The organism is Amycolatopsis sp. NBC_01286 (genome assembly GCF_035982555.1).
GTDB lineage: Bacteria > Actinomycetota > Actinomycetes > Mycobacteriales > Pseudonocardiaceae > Amycolatopsis.
On record NZ_CP108428.1, the window covers coordinates 6,479,302 to 6,504,854 of the forward strand.

A 25,553-nucleotide genomic window follows, 5' to 3' on the forward strand; every position below is an offset into this window, starting at 1 on the left:
GATGGACGGTTTTGCCGACACCAGAGGACTGCGCCGGGGGACCGGGTGACCAAACCCGCCCGTTGGGACGGTTCCCGCCGGTACGGGCCGTGCCCGCGGAAGGCGGATTTTCACCGGACCGGAGACCGGCGGCACCGGCTGGGTGGATCTCCGGAGGCCCTCCCCGACGAACAGTCGCGGCACGTGCAGGCTCACGTGCGGCGGAATCCTTGACCACCGTCGGCGAACGGAGCGGAATCCGGCGTCCGACGGCGCGCGCCGGTCCGGGAAGTCCACGTAGGCTGGTCCGGTGCGGACACGGCCCACCCTGACCTGGACCTCGACGGACGCGCCGCTGCCGCGGACGGCCGGCCTCGACGAGCTGACCGCCGTCGTCGCGCGGCGGCGGGTCGCGGTGCTGAGCGGCGCCGGCCTGTCCACGGAGTCCGGGATCCCCGACTACCGCGGCGAGAGCGGCAGCCTGCGCCGGCACACGCCGATGACCTACGACGAGTTCGTCACCAGCGACGCCGGCCGGCAGCGGTACTGGGCGCGCAGCCACCTCGGCTGGCGCACGATCGCCCGCGCCGACCCCAACGACGGCCACCGCGCGGTGACCGCCCTGCGCGACGGCGGGTACGTCGCCGGCGTGATCACCCAGAACGTCGACGGCCTGCACCAGGCGGCGGGCACCGCGGACGCCGTCGAGCTGCACGGCAGCCTCGACCGCGTGATCTGCCTGGACTGCCGGCGCACCAGCCCGCGCGCCGAGCTGGACCGGCGGCTGCGCGCGGCCAACCCGGACTTCGAGGGCACGGCGACCCGGATCAACCCGGACGGCGACGTCGAGCTGCCCGAGGACGTCGTGCGCCGGTTCGGCCTGGTGCCGTGCGCGGACTGCGTGTCCGGCGTGCTCAAGCCCGACGTGGTGTTCTTCGGCGAGAACGTGCCGCGGCCGCGCGTCGAGCAGTGCTTCCGGCTGGTCGACGAGGCCGACGCGCTGGTGGTCCTCGGCTCGTCCCTGACGGTGATGTCCGGCCTGCGGTTCGTCCGGCACGCGGCGAACGCGGGCAAGCCGGTGGTGATCGTCAACCAGGGCGAGACCCGCGGCGACCGCTACGCGACGGTCCGGGTGGACCGGCCGCTGGGCCAGGCCCTGACCGAGCTGGCCGACCGGCTGGGCTGCCCGGTCAGCGGGGGTCGCGGCCGAACCGCGTGAGCAGCCGGTCCTGGCGTGACGCCGGGGGCGCGCCGGCCGGCGGGTCCGCGAAGAACCGGTCGACCGCGAGCCCGGCGAAGATGTCGTCGTAACCGTCGTCGACCCAGGCGACGAGGTCCGCGTCGAGCGTGTCGCCGGCCCCGAGCGCGCGCGCCAGGTCCCAGGTGTGCACGACGCTGTCGGCGGTCCGCACGGCCAGGGCCCGCCGCCCGGTCAGTGCGCCCATCGGGTAGTCGACGACGCGGTCGAGCGCGCCGCTCCCGGCGAACGCGGCCGTGCAGGCCTCGGCCGACGCGGTGAACGCCGTGACCGGGTCGTCGCCGAGCGCGTCGGCGTCCCGCTGGGCCAGGAACTCCTCGCGGGTGGCGCCATGGACCAAGCCGACGTAGTTGAGGTTGCCACGCGTCATGTGGTTGGCCAGCTGCCGGACGTCCCACTCGGGGCACGGCGTCGGCGCGCCCCAGCCGCCGGGTGGCACCGCGCGCAGGTGGTGTTCGAAACCCTTGGCCGCGCGGCGGAACCGGTCGAGGACGTCGTCGAAGGTGTCGGCCATGCTGCCGAGTCTGCCCACCTCGCGCGGCCGGAGCCAGCGGAAATCGGTCACGGCGTCCGGTGGACGAACCGACCCGGGCGGGTTGGGGGGAAACGCGCCCGGGACGGCTCTGCGACGGACCTCCACAGCCAGTCGTTGCCCACAAGACGTCGCGGCCGCCCCGGGCGTTACACCGGCTGCAACCCGTTCCACGACCAGTGCGGCACGGCCAGGCCGGCGGGCACTTCTTCGTGGGGACCCGGGTAGGTGAGCACCTCGGCCACCGCCCACTCCATGTAGGACCGCAGCGCGGCCCGGAACCCGGGATCGGCGGGCAGCCCCGCGTCGTCGGCGGCGAGCACGAAGCAGTCCACGAACCGGCGGCCGAGGTCGGTCATGTCGCCGTTGCCGGCGTGCATCCTGAGCATCGCCGAGTGGTCCGCGCACTCGGTGGAGAACCGCGGCGGGCCGCCCATCACCTCCGCCCAGTACCAGGCCAGCCGCTCCACGTGCTTCGGGTGCTGACCCGGGTGGGAGAACGGGTGGTTCAGCTCGGGATCGGCGAGGCAGCGTTCGTGGTGGGCGGTGGCCAGCGCGAGGAACGCGGGGTCGCCGCCGGCGAAGTCGTACAGCGTCGGGCGCACGGGCCGAGCCTGGCACGCGCGGCCCGGCAACACCAGCGCGTCAGCGCATCGCCGCGCGTTCCGCCGCGGGCGTGAAGCCGCCGTAGGAGTCGATCGCCATGCGGACGTCCTCGGCGACGAGGTCGTGGTTGAGCGCTCCGGCGGCGGCCGCGCCCTGGGCCGCGGCGATGATCACGGTGGCCCGCGCGTCGACGACGTTGCCGGCGGCCCACACGCCCGGGACGCTGGTCTGCCCGCTCGGGTCGACCTTGACGACGTCGTTCTCCACCGCGCAGCCGAGCTCGCGCAGGTGCGCGTCGTGCGGGACGGTCCGGGTCCGGATGAACAGCGCCGCCCGCGGCACGAACCGGCTGCCCAGCTCGACGCCGGTGAGCTCGCCGTCCTCGCGCCGCACCGCGGTCACGGTGCCCTCGACGACCCGGATGCCCCGCGCGTCGAGCCGCGTCCGGTCCTCTTCGGACGGTGGCGCGGTGTGGGCGAAGTAGACGACGTCCGGTGACCACTGGCGCACGAGCAGGGCGTGCTCGACGCTCGCGGCTTCGGTGCCGAGCACGCCGAGCGGCCGGTCGCGGACCTCGTAGCCGTGGCAGTAGGGACAGGTCACCGCGTCGGTGCCCCAGCTTTCGCGCAGGCCGGGGAGGTCCGGGAGGTCGTCGTGGACGCCGGTGGCGTACAGGACGCGCCGCGCGGTCAGCACGCGGCCGCCGGCCAGGCGCAGCGTGAAGCCGGGCTCGAGGCTGGTGACGTCGTCGTCGACGAGGTCGACGCCGTACCCCGCGAGCTCTTCGCGGCCGATCTTGAGGAGCTCGTCCGGCGGCAGCCCGTCGCGGGAGAGGAAGCCGTGCATGTGGGCGGCGGGGGCGTTGCGCGGCGCGCCGCCGTCGACGACCGCGACGCGCCGCCGCGCTCGGCCGAGCATCAGGGCGGCGTTGAGGCCCGCGGCCCCGCCACCCACCACCACTACGTCGTAACTGCTGTTCTCGGTCATGCGGCCACCATGACCCCGGCGTCACGAATCCGACAACTTCTGTTGCCGTTTCCGGGACGAAGGAGTTTCCTGGGGGCATGACGGACGCGATCAACCAGGCACTGGCCGAGGTGGGCCCGCGGCTCAAGCGGGTCCGCACGCAGCGGCGGGTCACCCTCGCCGACCTCTCGGAGGCGACGGGCATCTCGAAGAGCACGCTGTCGCGCCTGGAGGCCGGCCAGCGCAAGCCGAGCCTGGAGCTGCTGCTGCCGATCGCGCAGGCCCACCAGGTCCCGCTGGACGAGCTGGTCGGCGCCCCGGAGGTCGGCGACCCGCGCGTGCGCCTGACGGCGCGGCGTATCCCGCGCCACAACGGCGCGACGATGACGGTGCTCCCGCTGACCCGCCAGCCGGGTGCGCCCCAGGCGTTCAAGATGATCCTCGAGCCGGAGACGGGCGAGCCGGACCCGCAGGTCCACGAGGGTTACGAGTGGCTGTACGTGCTGTCGGGACGGCTACGGCTGGTCCTGGCGGACCGCGACATGACGCTGGGTCCGGGCGAGGCGGCGGAGTTCGACACGCGCCTGCCGCACTGGTTCGGCGCGGTCGACGGGCGGCCGGCGGAGATCCTGAGCCTGTTCGGCAAGCAGGGGGAGCGGCTCCACCTGCGCGCGAAGTCCCGCTGACGGCTCACCCCGCCGGCAGCGGGGCCTGAGCCTCCAGGAGCGGTGCGAGCAGGTCCCCGTGCGTCTCGACGCGGTCCAGGACGTCGTCGGCGGTGAAGGTCAGGCGGCTGACGTGCCGGCACGCGCGGACCTCGGCCCACGTGAGCGGCGTCGAGACCGTGGGGTGCTCGCGGCCGCGCAGGCTGTACGGCGCGACTGTCGTCTTGGCCGGGTTGTTCTGGCTCCAGTCGATGAACACCCGGCCGGCGCGCTGGGCCTTGACCATGACGGCGGTGACCGTCGCCGGGGTCTCGCGCGCGAGCCGTTGCGCCAGCCGCTTGGCGTAGGCCGACGGCGCGGCCGGGTCGTCCGTGCGGATGCCGCAGTAGAGCTGCATCCCCTTGGAACCGGACGTCTTCGCGAACGGCGTCAGCCCGTCGGCGAGCAGGACGTCGTGCAGGCGTTCGGCGACCCGGCAGCAGTCGACGATCGACGTGCCCGGGCCGGGGTCGAGGTCGAACACCAGCCGGTCCGGCGGCCGGCGGGTCGCGCCGGGGCCGACCGTCCACTGGGGAACGTGCAGCTCCAGCGCGGCCAGGTTCGCGGCCCACACCAGCGCGGGCAGCTCGTCGAGCAGGGCGTAGTCGATGGTCCCCTCGCCGCGGCCGGACCGGGAGCCGGTGCTGGGCAGCGTGACGGTCGGCAGCCAGTCCGGGGCGCCGCGCGGGGCGTTCTTCTCGAAGAACTGCTGGCCGCCGACGCCGTCGGGGAAGCGGATGAACGTCACCGGCCGGCCCGCGAGGTGCGGCAGCAGCACGGGCGCGACGCGGGAGTAGTAGTTGATGACCTCGCCCTTGGTGAAGCCGTCGGGGAACAGCGGTTTGTCCAGATTGGACAGTGTCAGCCGCCGGTTTCCGGCCTGCACGGTGATCTTCGGTCCCAACGGGGGAGCGGGCTCCGAGGGTGCGGGCTCCGGCGCGGCTTGGCCGGTCGAGCGCGGGGCGCGGACGTCGTCGGGGCTCTTGTCGGCCCGCAGGCCCCGCCAGGCGGTGTGGCGGACGCGGCCGCCGCGGGTGAACTGCCGGTAGACGACCTCGCCGACGAGGTGCGGTTCGACCCAGCGGGCGCGGGTGGTGTCCTCGCGCGGCGGCGTCGTGGCGAAGGGGTGGGTCCGGCGATCGAGCGGCGTCAGCATGGTGACGAGATCGGCGCGGGCTGCCTGGGAGAAGCCGGTGCCGACGTCGCCGATGTAGACGAGGTCGCCGGTGGCGGGGTCGTGGGCGCCGAGCAGCAGGCCGCCGAGGGTGCCGGTGAAGCTGCGCTGGCCGGGGCGCCAGCCGCAGACGATGACCTCCGCCGTCTGGATGAACGGGTGCTTGAGCCAGGAGTCGGGCCGGTGGCCGGGCTGGTAGGTCGAGCTGCGGAGCTTGGCCACGACGCCCTCGTAGCCGGCGTCGGCGGCGTGGGCGAGGAAGTCGGCGGGGGAGCGGTGGTCGGCGTCGAGTTCGGCGAACGTGACCGCGCGGACGACGGAAACCTTGTGGAGGTCGGGCATCGGCAGCGTGGTGAGCAGGCGACGGCGTTCGTCGTAGGGCTCGGCCAGCAGGCTGCGCTCGCCCAGCTGCAGCAGGTCGAAGGCGAGGAACCGGACGGGGAGGTCGTCGAAGGGCTCGTCGCGGCGCAGGGAGCTCTGGTGCTTGACGTAACGGCCGCGGCGTTCCTGCATCAGCTCGAAGTCGATCCGGCCGTCCTCGTTGTAGACGACGACTTCGCCGTCGAGCAGCGCGGCTTGGCCGTCGAGGTCGAGGACGCCGGTGACGCCGCGGAACTCGGCGGTGAAGTCGATGTTGTTGCGGCTGGTGAGCACGGTGGTGCCGTCGGGGGCGATGCGCATGGCGGCGCGGTAGCCGTCCAGCTTGTACTCGTAGGCCCACTCGGGGCCGCTGCGCAGGCGCCCGCCGTCGGCCTTGGCCAGCATCGGCTCGACCCAGGCGGGGACGCGGGCGGTGTCACGCGCTGCCATGCCGGCCTCCGTTCCCCGCTCGGTGCTCCGACCGTAACCCGTTCGGCCTAGCTTCGCTGGGTTTGTGCAGGTGAAAGCCGTACTGGTAGCGCGCGGGACCGGGCGTCAGGTCGCTGACAGCGCCGTGTGCGGCCCGTGCCAGCGGCCCGCGTCAATCTTGGAATGTAATTCCAACGGCGGCCGCGCCTCGGCTCACCAGGCGGCCGCGATCGGCGAAGGAGCCATCATGAACACCCCAGTCACGATCATCGGTGCCGGACTCGGCGGCCTCACCCTCGCCCGCGTCCTGCACGTCCACGGCATCCCGTCCGCGGTGTACGAGGCCGAGCCGTCTCCGATGGCCCGCATGCAGGGCGGGATGCTCGACATCCACGACTACAACGGCCTGCTCGCCGTCGAGGCGGCCGGCCTGACCGAGGCGTTCCAGGACCTGGTGCTGGAGGGCCGGCAGGCGATGCGGATCCTCGACCACCAGGGGAAACTCCTCTTCGAGAAGGTCGACGACGGCACCGGCGGCCGCCCCGAGGTGCAGCGCGGCGAGCTGCGCCGACTCCTGCTCGACGGGCTCCCGGACGGGACCGTCCGGTGGGGCCACAAGGTCAGCGCCACCCGCGTCCGCGCCGAAGGGGACTACGAGGTGACCTTCGCCGACGGCTCCGCCGTCGTCACGAACCTGCTGGTCGGCGCGGACGGCACCTGGTCGCGGGTGCGGTCGCTGGTCACCGGCGCCGTCCCCGAGTACGACGGCACGGCGTTCATCGAGACCTACCTCTACGACGCCGACACCCGGCACCCGGCCACGGCGAAGGCGGTCGGCGGCGGCTCGATGGCGTCGAACGGGCCCACCCCGGACCGGGCGATCAGCGCCCACCGGGAAAGCGGTGACACCCTGCACGCCTACGTCGCCCTGACGGAGTCCCTGGACTGGTTCGAGGCTCTCGACTTCGCCGATCCGGCCGCGGCCACCGCGCGGATCGCCCGGGAGTTCGACGGCTGGGCTCCGGAGCTCACCGCGCTGATCACCGACGCCGACACCGCGCCGGTCTTCCGCCCGCACTACGCCCTGCCGATCGGACACCGCTGGGACCGCCTGCCGGGCGTCACCCTGGTCGGCGACGCCGCCCACGTGACGGCCCCGAACGGCGAGGGCGCCAACCTGGCCATGCTGGACGGCGCCGAACTCGGCCAGGCACTGGCGGCCCACCCGGGCGACGTCGAAGCCGCGCTCGCCGACTACGAGGAGGCCATGTTCACCCGCACCGCCACCCCCCTCGACGACGCCGCCCTGATGGAAAGCCTCTTCGACGGCGAACTCCCGGAGAGCCTGCGGGAGATGTTCAGCGGAGACCAGCAGAAGTCCTGAGCCCCGACACCCGCGTGTCGACCCTCCAAACACGCGTGTCGACCCTCTGATCACGGGAGTCGGCTTCCGGATCACACGGGCCGCGAGCGAAGTCGTGGGCCGGCACCGCCGGCGCGTGGGCCGGAGAGGTCGGCTCGCGTGATCGGGAGGTCGACTCGCGTGATCCCAGGGTCGACACCCGTGATCGCCGGGACGACACGGCGCATCCGGACGAACCAGGCCGCCGCGGCGGGCGTCGGCCTAAAGCCGTCCGTAGGCCGGGGCGGTGTGCCGGGGGACGTCGGGGCCGCGCCAGGTGGCGGCCAGTTCGTGCAGCGGCGTGTCCAGCACTTCGCCGAGGCGGACGATCGTGCCGAAGCCGGGGGAGGGCAGGCGGCCGGTCTCGATCTTGCGGAGGGTCTCCGGCGAGATGCCGGCCGCCTGCGCGACTTCCGCGAGGTCGCGGCCCGCCCGCGCGCGGCGCAGCAGGACGCCGAGCCGCCGGCCGGCTTCGACCTGGGCGGGCGTGAGCGGTTGACGGACCATGCTCCGAGGGTAGGACTGGTATTACTATACCGGCAAGTGCTACGGTCCCGGTATAACTATACCAACCCTGTGACGTGAGGTTTTCGTGATCGAACTGAAGACGCCCGCCGAGATCGAGCGCATGCACGTGGCCGGGCGTTTTGTCGCCGAGGTGCTGACCGAGGTGGGGCGGCTCGCCGACGTCGGCGTCAACCTCATGGACCTGGAGCACCACGTGCGCGGCATGATCGAGCGCCGCGGCGCGGAGTCGTGCTACTGGGACTACGCGCCGTCCTTCGGCAAGGGCCCGTTCCGCAACGTCATCTGCCTCTCGGTCAACGACGCCGTCCTGCACGGCCTGCCCCACGACTACGTCCTGCGGGACGGCGACGTGCTCAGCGCCGACATCGCGGTCGGCATCGACGGCTGGGTGGCGGACTCGGCGCGCACGGTCATCGTCGGCACCCCGGCCGAGGAGGACCAGCGGATCATCCGCGCCACCGAGGAAGCGCTGGAAGCGGCGATCGAGGTGGCGCGCCCGGGCAACCGCCTCGGCGACATCTCGGCGGCGATCTACGCGGTGGCGTGCGACTACGGCTACCCGGTCAACACCGAGTTCGGCGGGCACGGCATCGGCCGCACCATGCACGAGGACCTGCACGTCTCCAACAAGGGCCAGGCGGGCCGCGGGATGAAGCTCCGGCCGGGCCTGACCCTCGCGCTCGAGCCGTGGTTCGCCCGGACGACCGACAAGATCGTCTACGACCCCGACGGCTGGACCATCCGCTCGGCGGACGGCTCGCGCACGGCCCACTCCGAGCACACGGTCGCCGTCACCGACGACGTCCCGCTGGTGCTGACCCGGCGTGCCCCGGAGACCCCGGCGGCGCGGGACGACGCCGACCGGCTGTCCACAAAGGACGCCTGACGCGGCCCGCCGCCGGTCGTGATCGACCGAGTACGGTGGATCACGACGCGGCGGTCGGCGACCGCCCTCCGGCGATCGCGACGAGAAGGGCCCCGCTCATGGCCGACCCCGACCTGCCGGACAACTGGGGCCGCTGGGGCGCCGACGACGAACTGGGCACGCTCAACCTGATCACCGACGACGTGCGCGCGCAGGCCGCCGCCGAGGTGCGCACGGGCCGGTGGGTGTCGCTGGCGCAGCCGATCACGCCGAACCCGATGATCAGCAGCCCGTTCGCGCCCACGACGGTGGACGTCTCGCCGGTGCAGCAGCTGATGTCGTACACCGGGGTGGGCGTGTCGGCCGACCTGATGCTGGTCACCAACCACCACGCGAAGTCGACGCACCTCGACGCGCTGGCGCACTGGTCGACCGGCGACCAGGTCTACCCGGGCCGGCCGCGGGCCGAGGTCGTGACCGCCGGCGGGGTCACGCACGCGTCGACGTCGGCCTTCGCCGCCGGGATCGTGACGCGCGGGGTCCTGCTCGACCTGGCCGTCGACGGACCCCTTCCCTCGGGATACGCGGTGACGTCACACGACTTCGAGGAAGCCGAGCGGCGCCTGGACGTCGAGGTGCGGCCGGGTGACGCACTGGTGGTCCGGCTCGGCTGGCCGGCCACCCCGGTCCCCGGCACGCCGACCCCTGGCATCAGCGTCGACGCCGTGCGCTGGATGGACCGCCGCGGCGTCGCACTCTGCGCACCCGACCGGGGTGACGCCTTCCCGCCGCTGGACCCGGGCGGCCCGTCCCCGCTGCACGGCATCGGCCTGGGCCGGCTGGCGATGCCCCTGATCGACGCGGTCGCGCTCGACGACCTCGCGGCGCTGTGCGCGGAGCTGGAGCGCTACAGCTTCCTGCTTTCCGTTGCCCCGCCACGTGTCCACGGCCTGACCGGCATCCCGGTCAACCCCGTCGCGCTGTTCTGAACGAGGTCTCCCGCCGGGTCTCAGGTGATGGCCAGGTCCGTCCGAAGTGGACGGCCCTGCATCGCGCACCAGACCGCCGCCGGCGTCAGCGGCATGTCCGCGTGCCGCACGCCGTACGGCCGCAGTGCGTCGACGACGGCGTTGACGACCGCGGCGGGGGAGCCGACCGTCGCGGACTCGCCGATGCCCTTGGCGCCGATCGGGTGGTGCGGGGACGGTGTGCACGTCTCGCCCAGCTCCCACGACGGGCATTCGAGGGCCGTCGGGAGCAGGTAGTCCATGAAGGAGCCGCCGAGGTGGTTGCCGTCGTCGTCGAACGCGATCAGCTCCATCAGCGCCATCCCGATCCCGTCGGCGAGGCCGCGGTGCACCTGCCCGGCCACGATCGCCGGGTTGATCCGGACGCCGCAGTCGTCGACCGCGACGAACCGGCGCACCCGGACCTGGCCGGTGCCGGGATCGACGTCCACCACACAGATGTAGGCGCCGAACGGGTAGGTCAGGCTCGGCGGGTTGTACACGCAGGACGCGTCGAGCTGCCCTTCGACGCCTTCGGGCAGCGCCAGGTCGGAGTGCGCGGCGCGGGCGATCTCGCGCATCGTCCGGCCCTGGTCCGGCACCCCGCGGACGAACCAGCGGCCCGGCTCCCACTCCAGGTCGTCCGGGCTGACCTCGAGCATCGCCGAGGCGACGAGCCGCGCCCGCGCGCGCACCTTCCGCGCGACCAGCACGGTGGCCGCGCCGGACACCGGCGTCGAGCGCGAGCCGTAGGTGCCGAGGCCGAACGGCGTGGCGTCGGTGTCGCCCTGCACCACCTCGACCTCGTCCGTCGGGATGCCCAGCTCATGCGCGACGATCTGGGCGAACGTCGTCTCGTGGCCCTGGCCCTGGGACATGCACGACAGGCGCAGCACGGCCGAACCGCTCGGGTGCACGCGCAGCTCGGCGCCGTCGGCCATGCCGAGGCCCATGATGTCCATGTGCTCGCGCGGGCCGGCGCCGACGGCTTCGGTGAAGAAGCTCAGCCCGATGCCCATCAGCTCCCCGCGTTCGCGCTTGTCCTTCTGCTCGCGGCGGAGGTCGTCGTAGCCCGCCATCTCCTTGGCCAGCGCCAGCGCCCTGGGGTAGTCGCCGGAGTCGTACTCCCAGCCGGTCGCGCAGGTGTACGGGAACTGCCCGGGCCGCAACAGGTTCCGCTCCCGCAGCTCCGCCGGGTCGACGCCGAGGTCGTAGGCGAGCACGTCCATCATCCGCTCGACCAGGTACACGGCTTCGGTGATGCGGAAGGAACACGCGTATGCCACGCCGCCGGGGGCCTTGTTCGTGTGGACGCCGGTGACCGCGCAGTGCGCCGCGGGCAGGTCGTAGGAACCGGTGAAGACCTGGAAGAACCCGGCCGGGAACTTCGACGGCTGCGCGGTGCCGTTGAACGCGCCGTGGTCGGCCAGCACCCGCACGCGCAGGCCGAGCAGCTTCCCGTCGCGCGTCGCCGCGATCTCGCCGTGCATGTGGTAGTCGCGGGCGAACGACGTGCTCATCAGGTTTTCCGAGCGGTCCTCGACCCACTTGACCGGCCGCCCGGTGAGCATCGTGGCCGCGACCGCGCACAGGTAACCCGGGTACATCCCGACCTTGTTGCCGAAGCCGCCGCCGATGTCCTGCGCGACGATCCGGATCTTGTGCTCGGGCAGCCCGGTGATCATCGAGTAGAGCAGCCGGTGCGCGTGCGGCGCCTGCGCGGTGGCCCAGACGGTCAGCTTGCCGGTGACCGGGTCCAGCTCGGCGACCGCGCCGCAGGTCTCCATCGGCGCCGGGTGCACCCGCGGGTAGAGCATGTCCTGCGTCGCGACGACGTCCGCGCGCGCGAAGGCGTCGGCGGTCGCTTCGGCGTCACCGGACTCCCAGTCGAAGATCCGGTTGTCCGTACGGCCTTCGACGTCGTCGCGGATCAATGCGGCGTCGGCGTCGAGGGCGGTCCGCGCGTCGGCGATCACCGGCAGCGGCTCGTACTCGACGTCGATCAGCTCGAGCGCGTCTCGCGCGGCGTAGCGGTCTTCGGCGACGACGAACGCGACCTCCTGGCCCTGGAACCGGACCTTGTCGGTGGCCAGCACGGCCTGGACGTCGTGGGACAGCGTCGGCATCCACGCCATGCCGCGCTCGGCCAGCATCGCGCCGGTGATGACGGCCCGGACCTTCGGGTGCGCCTCGGCGGCACTGGTGTCGATCGCGACGACGCGGGCGTGCGCGTGCGGGCTGCGCAGGATCGCGCCGTGCAGCATGCCGGGCCGGGTCACGTCGTCGAGGAACGTACCGCGGCCGCGGACGAACCGGCCGTCTTCCTTGCGGGGCAAGGAACCGTGGCCGTTCGCGGTCACGCTTCACCGTCCGGGTGCTCGGCGGCCCAGCGGACCGCGCGGACGATGTTCTCGTAGCCGGTGCAGCGGCACAGCTGCCCGGAAATGGCCTCGCGGATGGTGTCCTCGTCCGGGTCGGGGTCGCGGTCGAGCAGCCAGCGCGCGGTCATCAGCATCGCCGGGGTGCAGAACCCGCACTGGACGCCGTGGCAGGCGACGAACCCCTGCTGCACGGGGTCGAGCCGTGGGCCGTCGGCGAGGTCCTCGACGGTCCGGACGCGCTTGCCGTCGGCCATCGCCGCGAGCACCGTGCACGACTTGACCGGCAGCCCGTCGAGCCAGACCACGCAGGTGCCGCAGTTGGACGTGTCGCAGCCCCAGTGCGTGCCGGTGAGACCGAGGTCGTCGCGCAGGAAGTGCACCAGCAGGAGCCGGGGCTCGACGCTGCGCCGGTACGCCTCGTCGTTGACGGTCACGGTGATCTCCACGTCACCCCGCCCGCCGCGCGTGCGCCTGGTGCAGCGCCCTGGCGGTCAGCTGCGCGACGAGGTGGCGCTTGTAGTCGGCGGGCCCGCGCTGGTCGGCGGTGGGGGAGCAGTGCGCGGCGGCGATCGTCCCGGCCTCGGTGAGCCGCTCCGGCGTCGCCGGGCCGCCGCGCAGGAAGTCCGCCGCCTCGGCGGCGGCGAAGTGCGGGGCGCCGACGGCGGTGAGGCCGAGCCCGGCTTCGACGATGACGTCGCCGTCCAGCCGCAGTGACGCGCCCGCCGCGGCGATGGCCCAGTCCCCGGCCCGCCGGCCGACCTTGGCGTACGCGCTCCCGGTGCCGTCGCGGATCGGCAGCCGCAGCTGCACCAGCAGCTCACCCGGCCCGACGGCGGTCTCGTACGGCCCGGTGAAGAACTCCCGCACGGGCACGACCCGCGTCCCGGTGCCGCCCTCGACGACGGCGTCGGCCCGGACGGCGGTGAACGCGGCCGCCAGGTCCTCCGACGGATCGGCCTGGCACAACGAGCCCCCGACGGTCCCGCGGTTGCGCACGATCGGGTCCGCGACCACGCGTTCGGCGTCGTGCAGGATCGGGAACAGCCGCCCGGCTTCGGCCGAATCGAGCAGTTCGGCGTGCCGCACGAGGGCCCCGATCCGCAGCTCCCCGCCGACGACCTCGATCCGGGCCAGCTCGCCGAGCTCGTTGATGTCGACCAGCGCTTCGGGCCACGCCAGCCGCAGCTTCATCATCGGGATGAGACTGTGCCCGCCGGCGATCACCCGGCCCTCGGGGCCGTACTTGGCCAGCAGCTCGAGGGCGTGCCCGACACTGGTGGCCCGCTCGTACTCGAACTGCGCCGGCACCTGCATGACCGCCGATCGTCCCCGCCGGGTCCGCGGTCCGCAACAGTGGATTAAGGGAACTCTGAATCCGGGCGTGCCGACCAGCGCCCCGAGGCGAGGGTCAGACGTCGGCGGGGGCGTGGGTCCACTGGAGCGCCTCGTGCCACTCCGCGATCAGGGCTTCGTCGTCCGCGAACGTCGGTGTTGTTCCCACCGGGACCCACGACTGGCCTACCAGGTCGCCGTCTTCGACGCGCTGGACCGTGATTCCGGTGTACTTCACCACCTCGCGGCCGAATTCGGCCGGGGCCGAGACCTCTCGGGTGCCCAGCCGCAGCCGCACCTGTCGTTCGCCCGTCACCCGACCACCCTCCCCTTCATTCTCGACAGTGCTGTCGCGAATGAGTGCGGATCTGTAACAGCCTGGGCGGGTGGACTGCGGTAAGCGGCCGGAATCGGCCGGTGGACGGCAGATAAATTAGCTCTCGTGAATCGCACCGAACGGCTGTACGCCCTCGTGGAAGAACTTCGCGCCGTCTCGCCCCGGCCGCGCAGTGCGACCTGGCTGGCGCGGCGGTTCGAGGTCAGCGTCCGCACCGTCGAACGGGACCTCGACGCGCTGCGGGAGTCCGGTGTGGCCATCCGGAGCGGCACCGGGCGCAACGGCGGCTACAGCCTGGACCGCGAGCGCACCCTCCCGCCCGTGACGCTCACCGCGCGCGAGGCGCTGGCGATCAGCGTCGCGCTGCGGGCCGCGTCGGCCACGCCCTTCGCGGACGCCGCGCGGCGGGCGGCGCAGAAGGTGCTGGCCGTTTTGCCGCCCGATGTGCGGCGAAGGGAGGACGCGCTGGCCGCACGCGTGCACCGCGTCGGCCCGCACCCCGACCTGCCGGTGATCCGCGGTGCGGTCGCGGACGCGGTCGAGGACGCCGTCGTGTCGAGCCGGGTGCTGCACGTGACCTACACCGACCGGGCGGGTGCGGCCTCCGAGCGCGACGTCGAGCCGCTGGGCCTGCTCTGGGGGCCGCACGGCTGGTACCTCGTCGCGTGGTGCCGCCTGCGCGACGGCGTCCGCGGGTTCCAGCTGCACCGCATCACCGCCACCGCGCCGACCGGCGAGCGGTTCCGCCCGCGCGAGGCCGAGTGGGCCGCGGAACTCGACCGGCTGGACGCGGAAGCCCTGCGGTGAAATGCCGGGAAATGTGACGCCGAACACCGACAGGACGGTGTCGCGGACCGCTGGAACCGTGGCGGACATGGAAAACAACGAAGAACGGATGCGGCAGTGGTGCCGCATGTGGAACGAGGACCCCGCGCTGGCGCACGAGCTGATGAGCCCGACCTGCGTGCAGTGGTCCGGGCAGACCCCGGGGCTCGACAGCGTGGTCGGGCCGGCGGAGCAGGTGCGGTTCCTCGAGGGGTACCGCGGCAAGCACATCAACATCTTCCGCCCGCGGGTGCTCGCCGACGGCGGTGACCACTTCGCCTACCTGTGGGACGTCGACAAGGCGGACGGCCGGAAGATGACCGGCTTCGACGTCAACATCCTGCACGGCGGCGGGATCGCGGAGAACTGGACGTTCGTGGGGGAGCGGCGCGACACCACGCCCGACCCGGCGTACACCGCCGGCGACGACCTGGACAAGGTCCTCGACGGCTGGCTCCGGTGGCGCGCCGGCGAGCCGGTGGACGTCATCACCGGGGACTTCGGGTTCTTCTCCGGCGCGGCGGGCCCGCTCACGCGCCCGGATCCCGCGGTCCTGACGCCGCATCGCGCGCCGATCGTCGATCCGGTCCGGGGCACCGTCGCGTTCCTGTGGACCGGACCCGCGGCGAGCGGCGCCGACCTGCTGTCCGTGCGCGACGGCCGGGTCGCCCGCGCCTGGTCGCTGACCGGGACCCGGTCCTTCCGCTACTGAGTCCTACCCGGGTGCGACAGCGCGCCGGACGCTCTCCCGCAGGAGCGTCCGGCGTTGCTCGTGCAGCTCCGGCGGCTCCTCGCCGGTGGCGGCGTAGACGTTGCTGACCGGCGACCACGCCATCGACATCGCGATCACCATGGCCATCAGGTCGAACGGGTCCCCGGCCCGGACGAGCCCCGCGGCCTGCGCGTCGGCGATGGCGCCGAGCTTGGCGGCGTCGAGGCGGTCGGCGTCGGCGACGAGGTGCCCGGCGGGGCGCCGCTCCAGCCGGACCCAGGTGGCCAGCCGGATCAGGTCGGGCCGGCGGAGGTACTCGTCGTACAGGCGGACGGCCCAGTCCGCGAGGTCGCCGGCGTCGATCGGGACGCCGTCGCGGATCGAGCCCATCGAGTCGAGGAAGATCGTGTCGAACAGCTCTTCCTTGCTGCCGAAGTAGCCGTAGAGCTGCGCTTTGTTGGTGCGGGCCGCGGCCACGATCCGCTCGACGCGCGCCCCGGCCAGGCCGTACCGCGCGAACTCCTGGGTCGCCACGTCGATGATGCGCTGCTTCGTCGCGGCGCCCCGCGAGGTCAGGGGCTTGTCGGCCATGCGGCCCACGATAACAACAGACCAGTCTGTTTGCCGGATCGCCGATGCTCGGCTACGGTCAAATAGACCGAACAGTCTGTTTGTTTGAGGAGCAAGCCATGAGGACGACCGTGGGCTGGCAGGCCGACCACGCCGGGGACGCGTTGCGGCAGGTGCCGCTCGAACGCCGTGACCTGCGGGCGGACGATGTCGCCGTGCGCGTGGACTACTGCGGGGTCTGCCACAGCGACCTCCACGCGCTGGGCCGGCCCGGCCGGGATACGCCGCTGGTGCCCGGCCACGAGTTCACCGGCGTGGTGACCGAGGTGGGTAGCGGCGTCACGCGGTTCGCCGCCGGGGACGCCGTCGCCGTGGGCAACATCGTGGACTCGTGCGGGGAGTGCCCGATGTGCCGGCGGGGGCAGGAGAACTTCTGCTACGCGTTCCCGACCCTGACCTACGGCGGCACCGACCGCCACGACGGCACCCCCACCCTGGGCGGCTACTCCCGCGAGTACGTCGTCCACGAGGCCTTCGCCTACCCGCTGCCCGCGGGACTCGACCCGGCGGCCGCGGCGCCGTTGCTGTGCGCGGGGATCACCGTCTGGGAGCCGTTGCGGGCGCTGGACGTCGGCCCCGGCACGCGTGTCGCCGTGGCCGGGCTCGGCGGCCTCGGGCACCTCGCGGTCAAGTTCGCCGTCGCGCTCGGGGCCGAGACGACGGTCCTCAGCCGGACCGACGGCAAGGCCGAGGACGCCCGCCGCCTCGGCGCCCACGACCTGGTCGTGTCCACCGACAAGCGGCAGCTGGCCGCGGCGCGGGACCGGTTCGACGTCGTCGTCGACACCATCGCGGTGCCCCACGACCTCGCCCCGTACCTGAAGCTGGTCGCGCTGGACGGCACCCTCAGCGTCGTCGGCCACCTGGGCTCGGTCACCGTGTCGATGATGGATCTGCTCGTCGGCCGCAAGAAGCTGGGCTCCGCGGGCAGCGGCGGCCGCCCGGCGACGGCGGAGATGCTGGAGTTCTGCGCCGAGCACGGCGTCACCGCCGACGTCGAAGTGCTCCCGTCGAAGCAGGTGAACGAAGCCCTCGAGCGGCTCGGCCGCAACGACGTCCGGTACCGCTTCGTGCTCGACCTGGCCGACCTTTCGTAGCCCGGACACTGCGGCATTCGGGTCATTCTTTGCGTTTCCGGTGAGAAATATCGAGGGTTTCCCGCTTCCCGTCGAGCACGCATCGTGCAAATACCCCGGTCCGGCGTCGCTCTGAAGCGTGACGTTTCCCGATCGGCTTTCGACGGCTCGGCCCGGTCAGTACCTGGTTGAGTAGCCCGATTTCCCGGTGATCGCCCATTGGGCGCCTTGACACAGGGCACTCCGGGTGAACCGCGGGCGAAGTGCTAACGAAGCAGGCCATTTTCCGTCTTCCTCAGGCCAGCCACCGGAAATTCTCGAAAGGGAAGTCATGTCCCGAAGATCAGTGTTCGTCGCCTTGACGGCCGTCACGGCGTTGCTCGCACCGACGGCCGTCGCCGCCGCGGCGCCGCCCGGGGTCGATCCGGCCACCGTCGACCTCACCCTCAACGCGGGCCAGAGCACCACCGTGACCAAGCACGTCACGACGTCGGCCGTGCCGCCGAACCCCGACCTCGTGCTGCTCGCCGACACCACGGGCAGCATGGGCGCCGCGATCGGCAACGTGCGCGCGAACGCCGACACCATCACCGGTGACGTGCTCGCCGCGCAGCCGACCGCGCAGTTCGGGGTGGCCGAGTACAAGGACTTCGGCGACCCCTTCGCGTTCCGCGTCAACACGGGCATCACCGGTGACCAGGCGGCGGTCCAGGCCGGCACGAACCAGTGGGTCGCCTCCGGTGGCGGCGACGGCCCGGAAGCCGACCTCAACGCCCTGTACGAGCTGGCCACCGGCGCGGTCACCTTCCGCCCGGACGGCACGCGCATCGTCGCCTGGTTCGGCGACGCGCCGTCGCACGACCCGAGCGGCGGGCACGACCTGGCCCAGACCATCGCCGCGCTGAAGGCGGCGAACATCCGCGTCGTCGCGGTCAACGTGGGCGCGCTCGACCTCGACGGGCAGGCCAGCGCGATCACGTCGGCCACGGGTGGCGTGCTGCTCAACAACGTGCCCTCGAGCGCGGTCTCGCAGGCCATCCTCGACGGCATCAAGTCCATCGAGGTCACGGTGGCCCCGCACGTCACGACGTGCGACCCGCAGCTCACGGTCACCAACGCGCCGGCCAGCGTGAAGGTGCCCAGCGGTGACGTCGCCACCTTCACCGAGACGGTGGCCGCCGCGGCGAACGCCGCGCCGGGGACGTACCACTGCACCGTCGACTACCTGGTCGACGGCGTCTCGCGGGGCTACATCGAGACGACGACCGTGCGGGTGCTCGGCTTGAGCATCAACGACGTCACGGTGGCCGAAGGATCCGGCGGTGCTCCGGTACCGGCGACCTTCACGGTGTCGTTGCTCGGCGGGGCCAGCCCGAACCCGGTGACGGTCCACTACGCCACCGCGAACGGCACGGCGACCGCGCCGGCGGACTACGCGGCGGCGAGCGGCGACGTCACCTTCGCGCCCGGTGAGACGACCAAGCCGGTGACCGTGCTGGTCAACCCGGACACGGTCGACGAGCCGGACGAGACGTTCACGGTGACGCTGTCGGCGCCGGTCGGCGCGGGCCTGGTCGACCCGACCGGGATCGGCACGATCACCGACGACGACCGGGACGGCGCGTTCTCCTGCACCGGCACGGCCGCCAACGTCATCGGCATCACGGCCGGCGTCGCCAACCCGGCGAACCTGCCCTGCGCCGACGACAGCCAGACGGTGCTGGGCGCGACGCTCAACGCCGGCCTGATCAAGGTGGAGACCAAGGCGCTGACCGCGTCGACGGACGTCACGCCGGACAACCAGTCGGCGGCCCCGGCCGCCGGTGACCACGCGCAGGCCACCGCCAAGATCGACAAGACGGTGATCAGCACGCTCGGGCTGACCATCGAGCTGGGCGTGATCCAGTCGCAGGCGTCGGCGACCTGCCAGCCGGCCACGGGCGGTCTCGCCCCGGTGCTCGCGGGCAGTTCGACCATCGCCTCGCTGAAGATCAACGGCCTCGCGGTCACGGTCGGCTCGGCCCCGCTGACCATCCCGCTGGTCATCGGATCGCTGAAGCTGAACGGCCAGACCGTGGTGAACGGCGTCGTGAAGCAGCAGGCGGTCGCGCTGGACACGGCGCTCGCCAAGATCGTGCTCGCGGAGTCCCAGGCCGACGTGCACGGAACCAACGCCCACCCCGCCGGCAACCCCTGCCGGCGCTGACCAGGTGAAGTGAGCGGGGGCGGCCGGTGCATCCGGCCGCCCCCGCCTTTTCAGCCGAGCAGCCGGGGATCCGGTTCGCCGCCGGCCTCGCTCAACGCGCCGAAGACCGCGCGCACCAACGTGGCCAGGTCCTTCGGGTTCTTCTTGTCCAGCCCGCCCAGCAGCTGCTTCAGCACGGTCAGCTGGTCGAAGTAGACGCGCTCGGTGACCAGGTTCTCCTGCTCGTCGAAGACGAAGTACGCCGTCATCCGGGTGCGGTGCGTGCTGCCCGTCGGCGGGATCTTGCCCAGCGGGCCGAGGTGGGTGCCCTTCAGCCAGAACTCGACGACCACGGCGTCGGCCGTGTGGCGCAGGGCGATGATCTCGTGGTCCTGGTCGGGGAACGCGACGCGGGTGTCGTGGTAGTAGCCGCGGACCTCGCTGGTGCCGTCGTGGACCGTCATCGACGCGATCAGCTCGTAGTGCGGGTGCGGGAACGTCTCCAGCACGTCGTCCCAGGCCTGGCGCACCTCGTCGTGGAAGTGGTCGAGGACGAGCTTCTCGCGAGCGCGCAGCACGTCTTCCGGCGGCAGGGTGTAGGCGGTCGTCATCCGGGGTCCTCAGTCTTGGTGGGATAAAACCTACGCCGTAGGTATGGGCCGACCGTAGACCTACGCTGTAGGTTTTGTCCAGGAGGTGCGGGATGGACACCGAGACGGACCCGCCGCGGCGCGGCCGGCCCCGGCGTGGGCAGGAACCCTTGTCGCGCAAGCGGATCGTCGACGCCGCGATGGCGCTCGCCGAGGCCGAGGGCGTCGAACGGCTGACCATGCGCGGTGTCGCCAAGCGGCTGGGCGTCGACGCGATGAGCCTCTACAACCACGTCGCGAGCCGGGACGCGCTGCTCGACGCGATCACCGAGGCGGTGCTGGCCGGCCTGCGCCTGCCGGCGCCGAGCGGCGACCTCGCCGCCGACGTCCGCGCGGTCGCCCACGCCTTCCGGCGTTCCGCGCTCCGGCACCCGCGCTGCGTGCCGCTGGTGCTGACCCGTCAGCTCGACGCGCCCGCCGTGCTCGGGCCGACCGAGGCGGTGCTGGCCGTCCTCGACCGGGCCGGGTTCCCGCCGGAGCGCGCCGTGCACGCGCTGCGGACGTCGCTCGCCTTCCTGGTCGGCTCGCTGCTGCGGGAGGTGTCCGCGGGGCCGGCGTTCAGCGGCGCCGACGTCGAAGGCGCCGGGCGGCGCGAAACCGAGCTGACGGCGTCCGGCCTGCCGCACGTCGTGGCGGCCGCCCCGCACCTGGCGGTCTGCGACCACGACGCCGAGTTCGCCTTCGGCGTCGACGCTCTGGTCGCCGCGCTGGAGGCCGCCCGCCGCTGAGCATCACCGTGTGTGCCGGGGCGTGCCCCGGCCGGGGTGAACCGGTGGTGCGCCCCGGTGAAAACGCGGCAAAACGGTGATTCCACACCTTGGGGTGAAACGGATTCACGGCCCGGCCCGCCGGGCGCAAACTGCTCGGGGAACAATCCCGACGCGAAAGGTCAAAAATCGATGGGTGCCACCGCGGTCGACCGGATCAAGCTCGTTTTCACCCTCTTCGACGTCGACCGGAACGGCTATCTCGAAGAACGGGACTTCTCGACGATGGCGGACCGCGTGCTGCGGGCGGCCCAGGGCTCCGGCGCCGCCGCGAAGCAGGCGATGGAGGCGGCCTTCCACCGGTACTGGACCACCCTGGAGCGGGAGCTCGACGCCAACCACGACGGCAAGGTGAGCTACGACGAGTACGCGGCCTGCGTGCTGTCGCCGGAACGGTTCGACGCCACGGTGACCGAGTTCGCGGAATCCCTTGCCGCACTGGGGGATCCGGACGGTGACGGGATGATCGAACGCCCGCTGTTCGTCGCCCTGATGACGGCGATCGGGTTCGACCGCGACAACATCGACGCCCTGTTCGAGGCCTTCGGGCCGTCGGCGGGCGACCGCGTCCGGGTGCCGGTCTGGACCGCGGCGATCAAGGACTACTACAGCCCGGACAAGGTCGGCATCGCCGGCGACCACCTGGTCGCGAACGTGGCCGGCTGAATGGGCGCGCACCGCGCGCGGCCGGTCGTCGGGCTGGCGGTCGGCCGGGGTACGGGTCCGGAACTGGCGGACGTCTTCGAAAACGTGCTGACCAGAATCGGCCTCCGGCACTCGACCGAAATCGAAATCGTGCGCTCGCCCCGGTTGTACCATTCCTATTTCTCACTGAAGGGTGAAGGGGAAACCGAGCGGATCCGCCGGCTGACCCACGAGGACGCCGAGCACTACGAGCGGTTCTGCCGGGAGCAGGCGCGGGCCGACGTCCCGGCGATCTTCCGCACGGCGATCAACGCGCAGTCGCTCTACCTGGTCCGGGAGCGGCTGCAGGCGGTCAAGGTCGACCCGATCACGCCGGGCCTGCTGCTGGTCCGGGACCAGGCCCAGGGCTTCTACACCGGCGAAAACCGGCACACGCCGGGCGTGCTGACCCGCACGACGGTGTTCAGCAAGGAGATCACCGAGAAGGTGATCGTGTTCGCGCTGCGCCGGGCCTGGGCGCAGTGGCCCGACGACGGACCCGCGCGGATCGTCCTGGCGTACAAGTTCCACCTGCTCGACGGCGCGCTCGGGGAGTGGGTCGCCGAGATCGCCGGCCGGCTCGGGGTGACCGTCGAGCTCTGCCAGCCGGACACGGTGAACCGCAACCTGATCGAGCACGGCCTCACCCCGCGCACGCTGGTCGTCGCCGGCAACGAGTGGGCCGACATCATGCACGTCGTCCTGCTCGACGCGTTCGGCGGCGAACGCCAGGAGCGCCGCTACACCGAGAACGTCCTCCTCCACCCGGACGTCGCCGGGCTCGTCGAGTACCAGACCGTGCACGGCTCGGCCGACGACCTCGCGGGGACCGGCCGGGTCAACCCGACGGCCACCATCCGGGCCGCCGCGGCCATCGCCGAGCGGCACGCGGGCTGCCCGGGCGCCATCGCGGCGACCGAACAAGCGCTGGACGCCGCGCGCGACCGGGGCGTCGGCACCCCGGACGTCGGCGGCCGGCAGTCGACCGCCGAATTCGTGGCCGAAGTCCTGGCCGCGCTCGACCCGGCGGCCGGCCGGGTGCCGGTGGCGGGCGCGTGAAGACGGCCCTGGTCGTCGTGGACCTGCAGAACGACTTCTGCGCCGGGCCCGTCGTCGCGGCCCGGTACCGCGGCGCACCGGGGACGTTGCAGCGGGCCACGACGAACGCCGCGCGCGCCGTCGACCTCGCCCGGCGGGCCGGCACGGAGGTCGTCTTCGTGCGGTTCCTCGGCGACGTCGAGCACCAGCGGCCGAGCTGGCGGCGGCGCGACCGGGTGCTGGGCAAGCAGCCGAAGTGCCGGACCGGTTCGTGGGGCGCGGAGTTCCACAAGGTCGCGCCCGCGGCCGGCGAGCGCGTCTTCACCAAGTACGCCTGCTTCGACGCGTTCCTGGCGCACGGCTTCGGGCAGTACCTGCGCCGGCGCCGGATCGGGCACCTCGTCCTCGCCGGGGTCTACGCCGACGTCTGCGTGGACTCGACGGCGAGAACGGCGTTCCAGAAGGGATTCCACCTCACGGTCCTGACCGACTGCACGACCGCCCTGCACCGGTCCGACGAGGAAACCCTGCGGTTCATGGAAACCGTCTACGGGGCGCGGACGACCACGCACGACCGGCCCGCGTCGTGGACCCGATTCGCGGAGGAGGACGAGTGGTCACCACCCGAGGCGTCGAAGGCGGCGTCGGCCGGACCGCGCTGATGGTCGCCGCGGCCAGGGCGATCGAGGCGACCCGGCCGGATTCCCTGGCGCACGACGGGTTCGCGCGGCACTTCGTCCGGGCGGCGCGGGCGTCGGGGGAGTGGCCGGTGCACTGGCACGACGTCCCCGGCGGGGCGGCGAACCCGCTGTGGGGCCGGCTCGGGCGCTACTTCGGCCTGCGCACGCGGGTCCTGGACGACTTCCTGCTCGACGCGGTGCGCGCCGGCACCGGGCAGGTCGTGCTGCTGGGCGCCGGGCTGGACTCGCGGGCCTTCCGGCTTGCGTGGCCGGCCGGCTGCCCGGTCTTCGAGCTGGACCGGCCGGACGTGCTGGCGTTCAAGCAGGAAGTCCTGGACGACCTGGGCGCGACGGCGAGCGCGGCCCGCAAGACGGTCGCGGTGGACCTGTGCGAGGACTGGGTCCGGCCGCTGCGCGAGGCGGGGTTCGACCCGCGCGTCCCGACGGCGTGGCTGGCCGAGGGCCTGCTGCTCTACCTGCCCGCGGACGCGGAACGCCGACTCATCACGACGGTGGACCGCCTGGCGGCGCCCGGCAGCTGCCTGGCGTACGAGGTCAAGCTCGGCGTGGAGTACCGCACCAGCGCGATCTACCGCAGCACGAAGGAACAGATCGGCGTGGACCTGACGGCCCTGTTCGACGCCGAACCCCGCCCGGACTCGGCGGCCGCACTGCGGGCCGGCGCCTGGGAGACATCGGTCCGCACCCCGTTCGACCTCGCGGTGGAGCACGGCGCGGGCCTGGTGCCGGAGCGCCATGACGCTTTGGCGAGCAACCGCTGGGTCTTCGCGGCCAAACCGCCGCGGTGAGTCGGGGCGCTGGTGTGGTGAGTCCTTCGAGGGCGACGCGGCGATTGTCTGGATCCGCGGCCGGTTCGAGCCTGCCGAGGCCGCCGCGCTTTCGTAGGTCGGTCGGGCTGGTGAGCTGCCGCGGTTCTCGTGGTGAACCGGTGGTGAGCCGGGGCCGTGCTTTGGTGAAGAAGCAGTGGTGTGCACCGGCGACGGCGAGGTCGTCCGGGTCGTGGCCGGTCGAAGTGCGCCGGTCGGCTGGAGTGGATCCGGCGGGCGTCCCCTGGCCTTCACCGGCAAACCCGCGCGGTGAGCCCGGCCCGGGCCCTGTCGTAGACTTCCCGCGGGTGGTGAGGGCTGGGAGGCTTTCGGTTGGTCGTGCGTGAACCGGCGTTGCCGGTCGATCCGAGGCTGCCCGGCGAACCGTCGTTCGCCGAGGTGACCGCCACGCGGATGTGGCTTGCGCGGCACGGGGTCGAGGTCGGGTTGCCGACCCGGCTGCTCGCGTTGCGCGTCGGCACCCGGGAATGGCTGCGGCGGCCGACCGTGTTCGCCGTGCTGGTCGTCTGCCTCGTCTTCTGGCCCGGTTTCCGCGCGCCGCGGGAGCTGGAGCTGCTCCGGCCGTTGCTGGTCGGCGTGGTGCTGGCCGCCTTGCTCGTGATGCGGTGGCGCCAGGTGCAGGCGCGCGAAGAGCTCGCCGAGAGCCTGACCGGCACCGGCACCCCGCCGCCGTGGCGTGCGGCGGCGCGGCAGGTCGGCTGGTGGCACCTGGCCGCGACGGCGATCACGTTCGGCGGCGGAGCCGTCCTGTGCGCCCTGCAGTTCCTCACCGAACCCGCCGCGCCCCTGGACGCCGGGGCCCGCACGCTCGGGCTCGCCGCCGGGGCCGGGGCGATCGCGCTGGTCCTCGGCCGGGTGCTGCGCGCGCCGATCATCGCCGAGGACGCCGCGTCCCGCGCCGTCGACGGCGTGCTGCGGGCCCAGGACGCCCACCGGTTCGCCCCGTCCGCCCTGTTCTTCGTCGCGGTGTGGCCGGCCGGAATGGACCTGGACCACCTCGGCGCGCAGGGGTGGTTCGCCTTGTCCTACCTCGTGCTCGCGGCCGGCACGCAGCTGGTCGGCTGGCTGCGTTTCCGCCGCCGCTTCCGGCAGCTGCCCGCGGGCTACTACGGCGACGCGGACCGCTCGGTCAGTCCGCCGCGACACCGCGGGAGCGAAGGACCTCCCGCAACCGCGGGCCGAGGAACTCCGAGCCCACGACACGCCGCAAGTTCGGCAGCAGGGCGAGATCGTCGAGCGAGCTGACGTCGAACAGCTCGTCCTCGCCGTCCCAGATCGGCGCGCACTCCTGGTACACCCGCAGCCCGCCGTCCATGACCAGCTCCGTCACAGTGGCCAGGAGTCCGTCGCCGATCTCCAGCGCCTCGAAGTACTCACGCGCCTCCGGGACCACTTGGTGGGCGAGCCCGCGCTGGTAGGTGTGCTCCCAGGTGTCGGTCACGCCCAGGACGTCGGCGATGCGGAACGCGGGCGTCAGCGTCTTGTCCGTGTACATCAGCTGCTCGACGACGATCAGCTTGAGGTTGAAGTCGGTGAAGTCGGCCATGGGCGCAATCTATGGGTTAGCGTGGACGCGCGAGAAGCTTGAAACGTTTCAT

At 72.7% G+C, this 25,553-nt stretch carries 27 protein-coding genes; 15 read left to right on the plus strand and 12 right to left on the minus strand.

Annotated elements, in window-relative coordinates; genetic code table 11:
* The first annotated feature begins 289 nt into the window (after window positions 1-289).
* A complete protein-coding gene (locus OG570_RS30565; protein WP_326952571.1) occupies window positions 290-1,198 on the plus strand; it encodes an NAD-dependent protein deacetylase in 909 nt (302 codons plus the stop codon).
* On the opposite strand, the gene OG570_RS30570 is transcribed toward OG570_RS30565, so the two are convergent.
* From OG570_RS30570 to OG570_RS30580, 3 genes are all read right to left on the minus strand, one after another.
* The gene (locus OG570_RS30570) at window positions 1,170-1,751 is read right to left on the minus strand and encodes a TIGR03086 family metal-binding protein (protein ID WP_326952572.1); all 582 of its coding nucleotides are present in this window, start codon (window positions 1,749-1,751) and stop codon (window positions 1,170-1,172) included. The genes OG570_RS30565 and OG570_RS30570 overlap by 29 nt on opposite strands.
* A 167-nt stretch (window positions 1,752-1,918) precedes the next feature.
* Entirely contained in the window at window positions 1,919-2,374 is a 456-nt protein-coding gene (locus tag OG570_RS30575) for a group II truncated hemoglobin (protein ID WP_326950535.1), read from the minus strand.
* 40 nt (window positions 2,375-2,414) lie between these two features.
* Entirely contained in the window at window positions 2,415-3,362 is a 948-nt protein-coding gene (locus OG570_RS30580; protein ID WP_326952573.1) for an NAD(P)/FAD-dependent oxidoreductase, read from the minus strand.
* Window positions 3,363-3,439: 77 nt separating this feature from the next.
* Here OG570_RS30580 and OG570_RS30585 point away from each other — a divergent pair, with 77 nt between their 5' ends.
* Entirely contained in the window at window positions 3,440-4,027 is a 588-nt protein-coding gene (locus tag OG570_RS30585; protein WP_247052756.1) for a helix-turn-helix domain-containing protein, read from the plus strand.
* A gap of 4 nt (window positions 4,028-4,031) precedes the next feature.
* Here OG570_RS30585 and ligD read toward each other — a convergent pair whose 3' ends face one another.
* A complete protein-coding gene (gene ligD / locus OG570_RS30590) occupies window positions 4,032-6,029 on the minus strand; it encodes a DNA ligase D (RefSeq protein WP_326952574.1) in 1,998 nt (665 codons plus the stop codon).
* A 226-nt stretch (window positions 6,030-6,255) separates the two neighbouring features.
* Between ligD and OG570_RS30595 the strand changes: the two genes are divergently transcribed.
* Window positions 6,256-7,392 carry an FAD-dependent oxidoreductase gene (locus OG570_RS30595; protein WP_326952575.1) on the plus strand — a complete coding sequence of 379 codons (1,137 nt, stop codon included), beginning with the start codon at window positions 6,256-6,258 and terminating at the stop codon, window positions 7,390-7,392.
* A 240-nt stretch (window positions 7,393-7,632) separates the two neighbouring features.
* Here the strand turns inward: OG570_RS30595 and OG570_RS30600 are convergent, their stop codons facing one another.
* Window positions 7,633-7,917: a helix-turn-helix transcriptional regulator gene (locus OG570_RS30600; RefSeq protein ID WP_326950531.1), complete on the minus strand. Its 285-nt coding sequence runs from the start codon at window positions 7,915-7,917 to the stop codon at window positions 7,633-7,635.
* Between the two features lie 85 nt (window positions 7,918-8,002).
* Here OG570_RS30600 and map point away from each other — a divergent pair, with 85 nt between their 5' ends.
* Window positions 8,003-8,824 carry a type I methionyl aminopeptidase gene (map, locus tag OG570_RS30605; protein WP_326952576.1) on the plus strand — a complete coding sequence of 274 codons (822 nt, stop codon included), beginning with the start codon at window positions 8,003-8,005 and terminating at the stop codon, window positions 8,822-8,824.
* Window positions 8,825-8,922: 98 nt separating this feature from the next.
* Entirely contained in the window at window positions 8,923-9,792 is an 870-nt protein-coding gene (locus OG570_RS30610; RefSeq protein ID WP_326952577.1) for a cyclase family protein, read from the plus strand.
* 20 nt (window positions 9,793-9,812) lie between these two features.
* Here the strand turns inward: OG570_RS30610 and OG570_RS30615 are convergent, their stop codons facing one another.
* The 4 genes from OG570_RS30615 to OG570_RS30630 form a co-directional block, all read right to left on the minus strand.
* Window positions 9,813-12,170: an aerobic carbon-monoxide dehydrogenase large subunit gene (locus OG570_RS30615; protein WP_326952578.1), complete on the minus strand. Its 2,358-nt coding sequence runs from the start codon at window positions 12,168-12,170 to the stop codon at window positions 9,813-9,815.
* Window positions 12,167-12,637: a (2Fe-2S)-binding protein gene (locus OG570_RS30620; RefSeq protein ID WP_326952579.1), complete on the minus strand. Its 471-nt coding sequence runs from the start codon at window positions 12,635-12,637 to the stop codon at window positions 12,167-12,169. The genes OG570_RS30615 and OG570_RS30620 overlap by 4 nt, the downstream gene beginning before the upstream one ends.
* A 1-nt stretch (window position 12,638) precedes the next feature.
* Window positions 12,639-13,505, minus strand: a complete 867-nt coding sequence (locus tag OG570_RS30625; RefSeq protein ID WP_326952580.1) for an FAD binding domain-containing protein — start codon at window positions 13,503-13,505, stop codon at window positions 12,639-12,641.
* 94 nt (window positions 13,506-13,599) lie between these two features.
* Window positions 13,600-13,839: a hypothetical protein gene (locus OG570_RS30630; protein ID WP_326952581.1), complete on the minus strand. Its 240-nt coding sequence runs from the start codon at window positions 13,837-13,839 to the stop codon at window positions 13,600-13,602.
* Between the two features lie 126 nt (window positions 13,840-13,965).
* Between OG570_RS30630 and OG570_RS30635 the strand changes: the two genes are divergently transcribed.
* Together OG570_RS30635 and OG570_RS30640 are read left to right on the plus strand one after the other, a co-directional pair.
* Window positions 13,966-14,667, plus strand: a complete 702-nt coding sequence (locus OG570_RS30635; RefSeq protein WP_326952582.1) for a helix-turn-helix transcriptional regulator — start codon at window positions 13,966-13,968, stop codon at window positions 14,665-14,667.
* 67 nt (window positions 14,668-14,734) lie between these two features.
* Window positions 14,735-15,397: a hypothetical protein gene (locus tag OG570_RS30640; RefSeq protein WP_326952583.1), complete on the plus strand. Its 663-nt coding sequence runs from the start codon at window positions 14,735-14,737 to the stop codon at window positions 15,395-15,397.
* 3 nt (window positions 15,398-15,400) lie between these two features.
* On the opposite strand, the gene OG570_RS30645 is transcribed toward OG570_RS30640, so the two are convergent.
* The gene (locus tag OG570_RS30645; protein WP_326950522.1) at window positions 15,401-15,988 is read right to left on the minus strand and encodes a TetR family transcriptional regulator; all 588 of its coding nucleotides are present in this window, start codon (window positions 15,986-15,988) and stop codon (window positions 15,401-15,403) included.
* Between the two features lie 98 nt (window positions 15,989-16,086).
* Here OG570_RS30645 and OG570_RS30650 point away from each other — a divergent pair, with 98 nt between their 5' ends.
* Both OG570_RS30650 and OG570_RS30655 read left to right on the plus strand, forming a co-directional pair.
* Window positions 16,087-17,124: an NAD(P)-dependent alcohol dehydrogenase gene (locus OG570_RS30650; protein ID WP_326952584.1), complete on the plus strand. Its 1,038-nt coding sequence runs from the start codon at window positions 16,087-16,089 to the stop codon at window positions 17,122-17,124.
* Between the two features lie 310 nt (window positions 17,125-17,434).
* Window positions 17,435-19,309 (plus strand): Calx-beta domain-containing protein, encoded by a 1,875-nt coding sequence (locus tag OG570_RS30655; RefSeq protein ID WP_326952585.1) that lies wholly within the window; start codon window positions 17,435-17,437, stop codon window positions 19,307-19,309.
* Window positions 19,310-19,359: 50 nt separating this feature from the next.
* Here the strand turns inward: OG570_RS30655 and OG570_RS30660 are convergent, their stop codons facing one another.
* Window positions 19,360-19,899 (minus strand): ester cyclase, encoded by a 540-nt coding sequence (locus OG570_RS30660; protein ID WP_326952586.1) that lies wholly within the window; start codon window positions 19,897-19,899, stop codon window positions 19,360-19,362.
* Window positions 19,900-19,991: 92 nt separating this feature from the next.
* On the opposite strand from OG570_RS30660, the gene OG570_RS30665 reads away from it, so the two are divergent.
* The 6 genes from OG570_RS30665 to OG570_RS30690 all read left to right on the plus strand — a co-directional run bounded on the left by OG570_RS30665 (window position 19,992) and on the right by OG570_RS30690 (window position 25,200).
* Window positions 19,992-20,666: a TetR/AcrR family transcriptional regulator C-terminal domain-containing protein gene (locus OG570_RS30665; protein WP_326952587.1), complete on the plus strand. Its 675-nt coding sequence runs from the start codon at window positions 19,992-19,994 to the stop codon at window positions 20,664-20,666.
* A 171-nt stretch (window positions 20,667-20,837) separates the two neighbouring features.
* Window positions 20,838-21,371: an EF-hand domain-containing protein gene (locus OG570_RS30670; protein ID WP_247052713.1), complete on the plus strand. Its 534-nt coding sequence runs from the start codon at window positions 20,838-20,840 to the stop codon at window positions 21,369-21,371.
* Entirely contained in the window at window positions 21,372-22,448 is a 1,077-nt protein-coding gene (locus tag OG570_RS30675; RefSeq protein WP_326952588.1) for an isocitrate/isopropylmalate family dehydrogenase, read from the plus strand. It abuts the gene before it with no gap.
* Window positions 22,445-23,089, plus strand: a complete 645-nt coding sequence (locus OG570_RS30680) for a cysteine hydrolase (protein ID WP_326950516.1) — start codon at window positions 22,445-22,447, stop codon at window positions 23,087-23,089. The genes OG570_RS30675 and OG570_RS30680 overlap by 4 nt, the downstream gene beginning before the upstream one ends.
* Window positions 23,041-23,916: an SAM-dependent methyltransferase gene (locus OG570_RS30685; protein WP_326952589.1), complete on the plus strand. Its 876-nt coding sequence runs from the start codon at window positions 23,041-23,043 to the stop codon at window positions 23,914-23,916. The genes OG570_RS30680 and OG570_RS30685 overlap by 49 nt, the downstream gene beginning before the upstream one ends.
* A 351-nt stretch (window positions 23,917-24,267) precedes the next feature.
* Window positions 24,268-25,200, plus strand: a complete 933-nt coding sequence (locus OG570_RS30690) for a hypothetical protein (RefSeq protein ID WP_326952590.1) — start codon at window positions 24,268-24,270, stop codon at window positions 25,198-25,200.
* Here OG570_RS30690 and OG570_RS30695 read toward each other — a convergent pair.
* Window positions 25,085-25,501, minus strand: coding sequence for a DUF6892 domain-containing protein (locus OG570_RS30695; RefSeq protein WP_326952591.1), 417 nt, complete (start codon window positions 25,499-25,501; stop codon window positions 25,085-25,087). The two genes, OG570_RS30690 and OG570_RS30695, sit on opposite strands and share 116 nt — an antisense overlap.
* Between the last annotated feature and the right edge of the window lie 52 nt (window positions 25,502-25,553).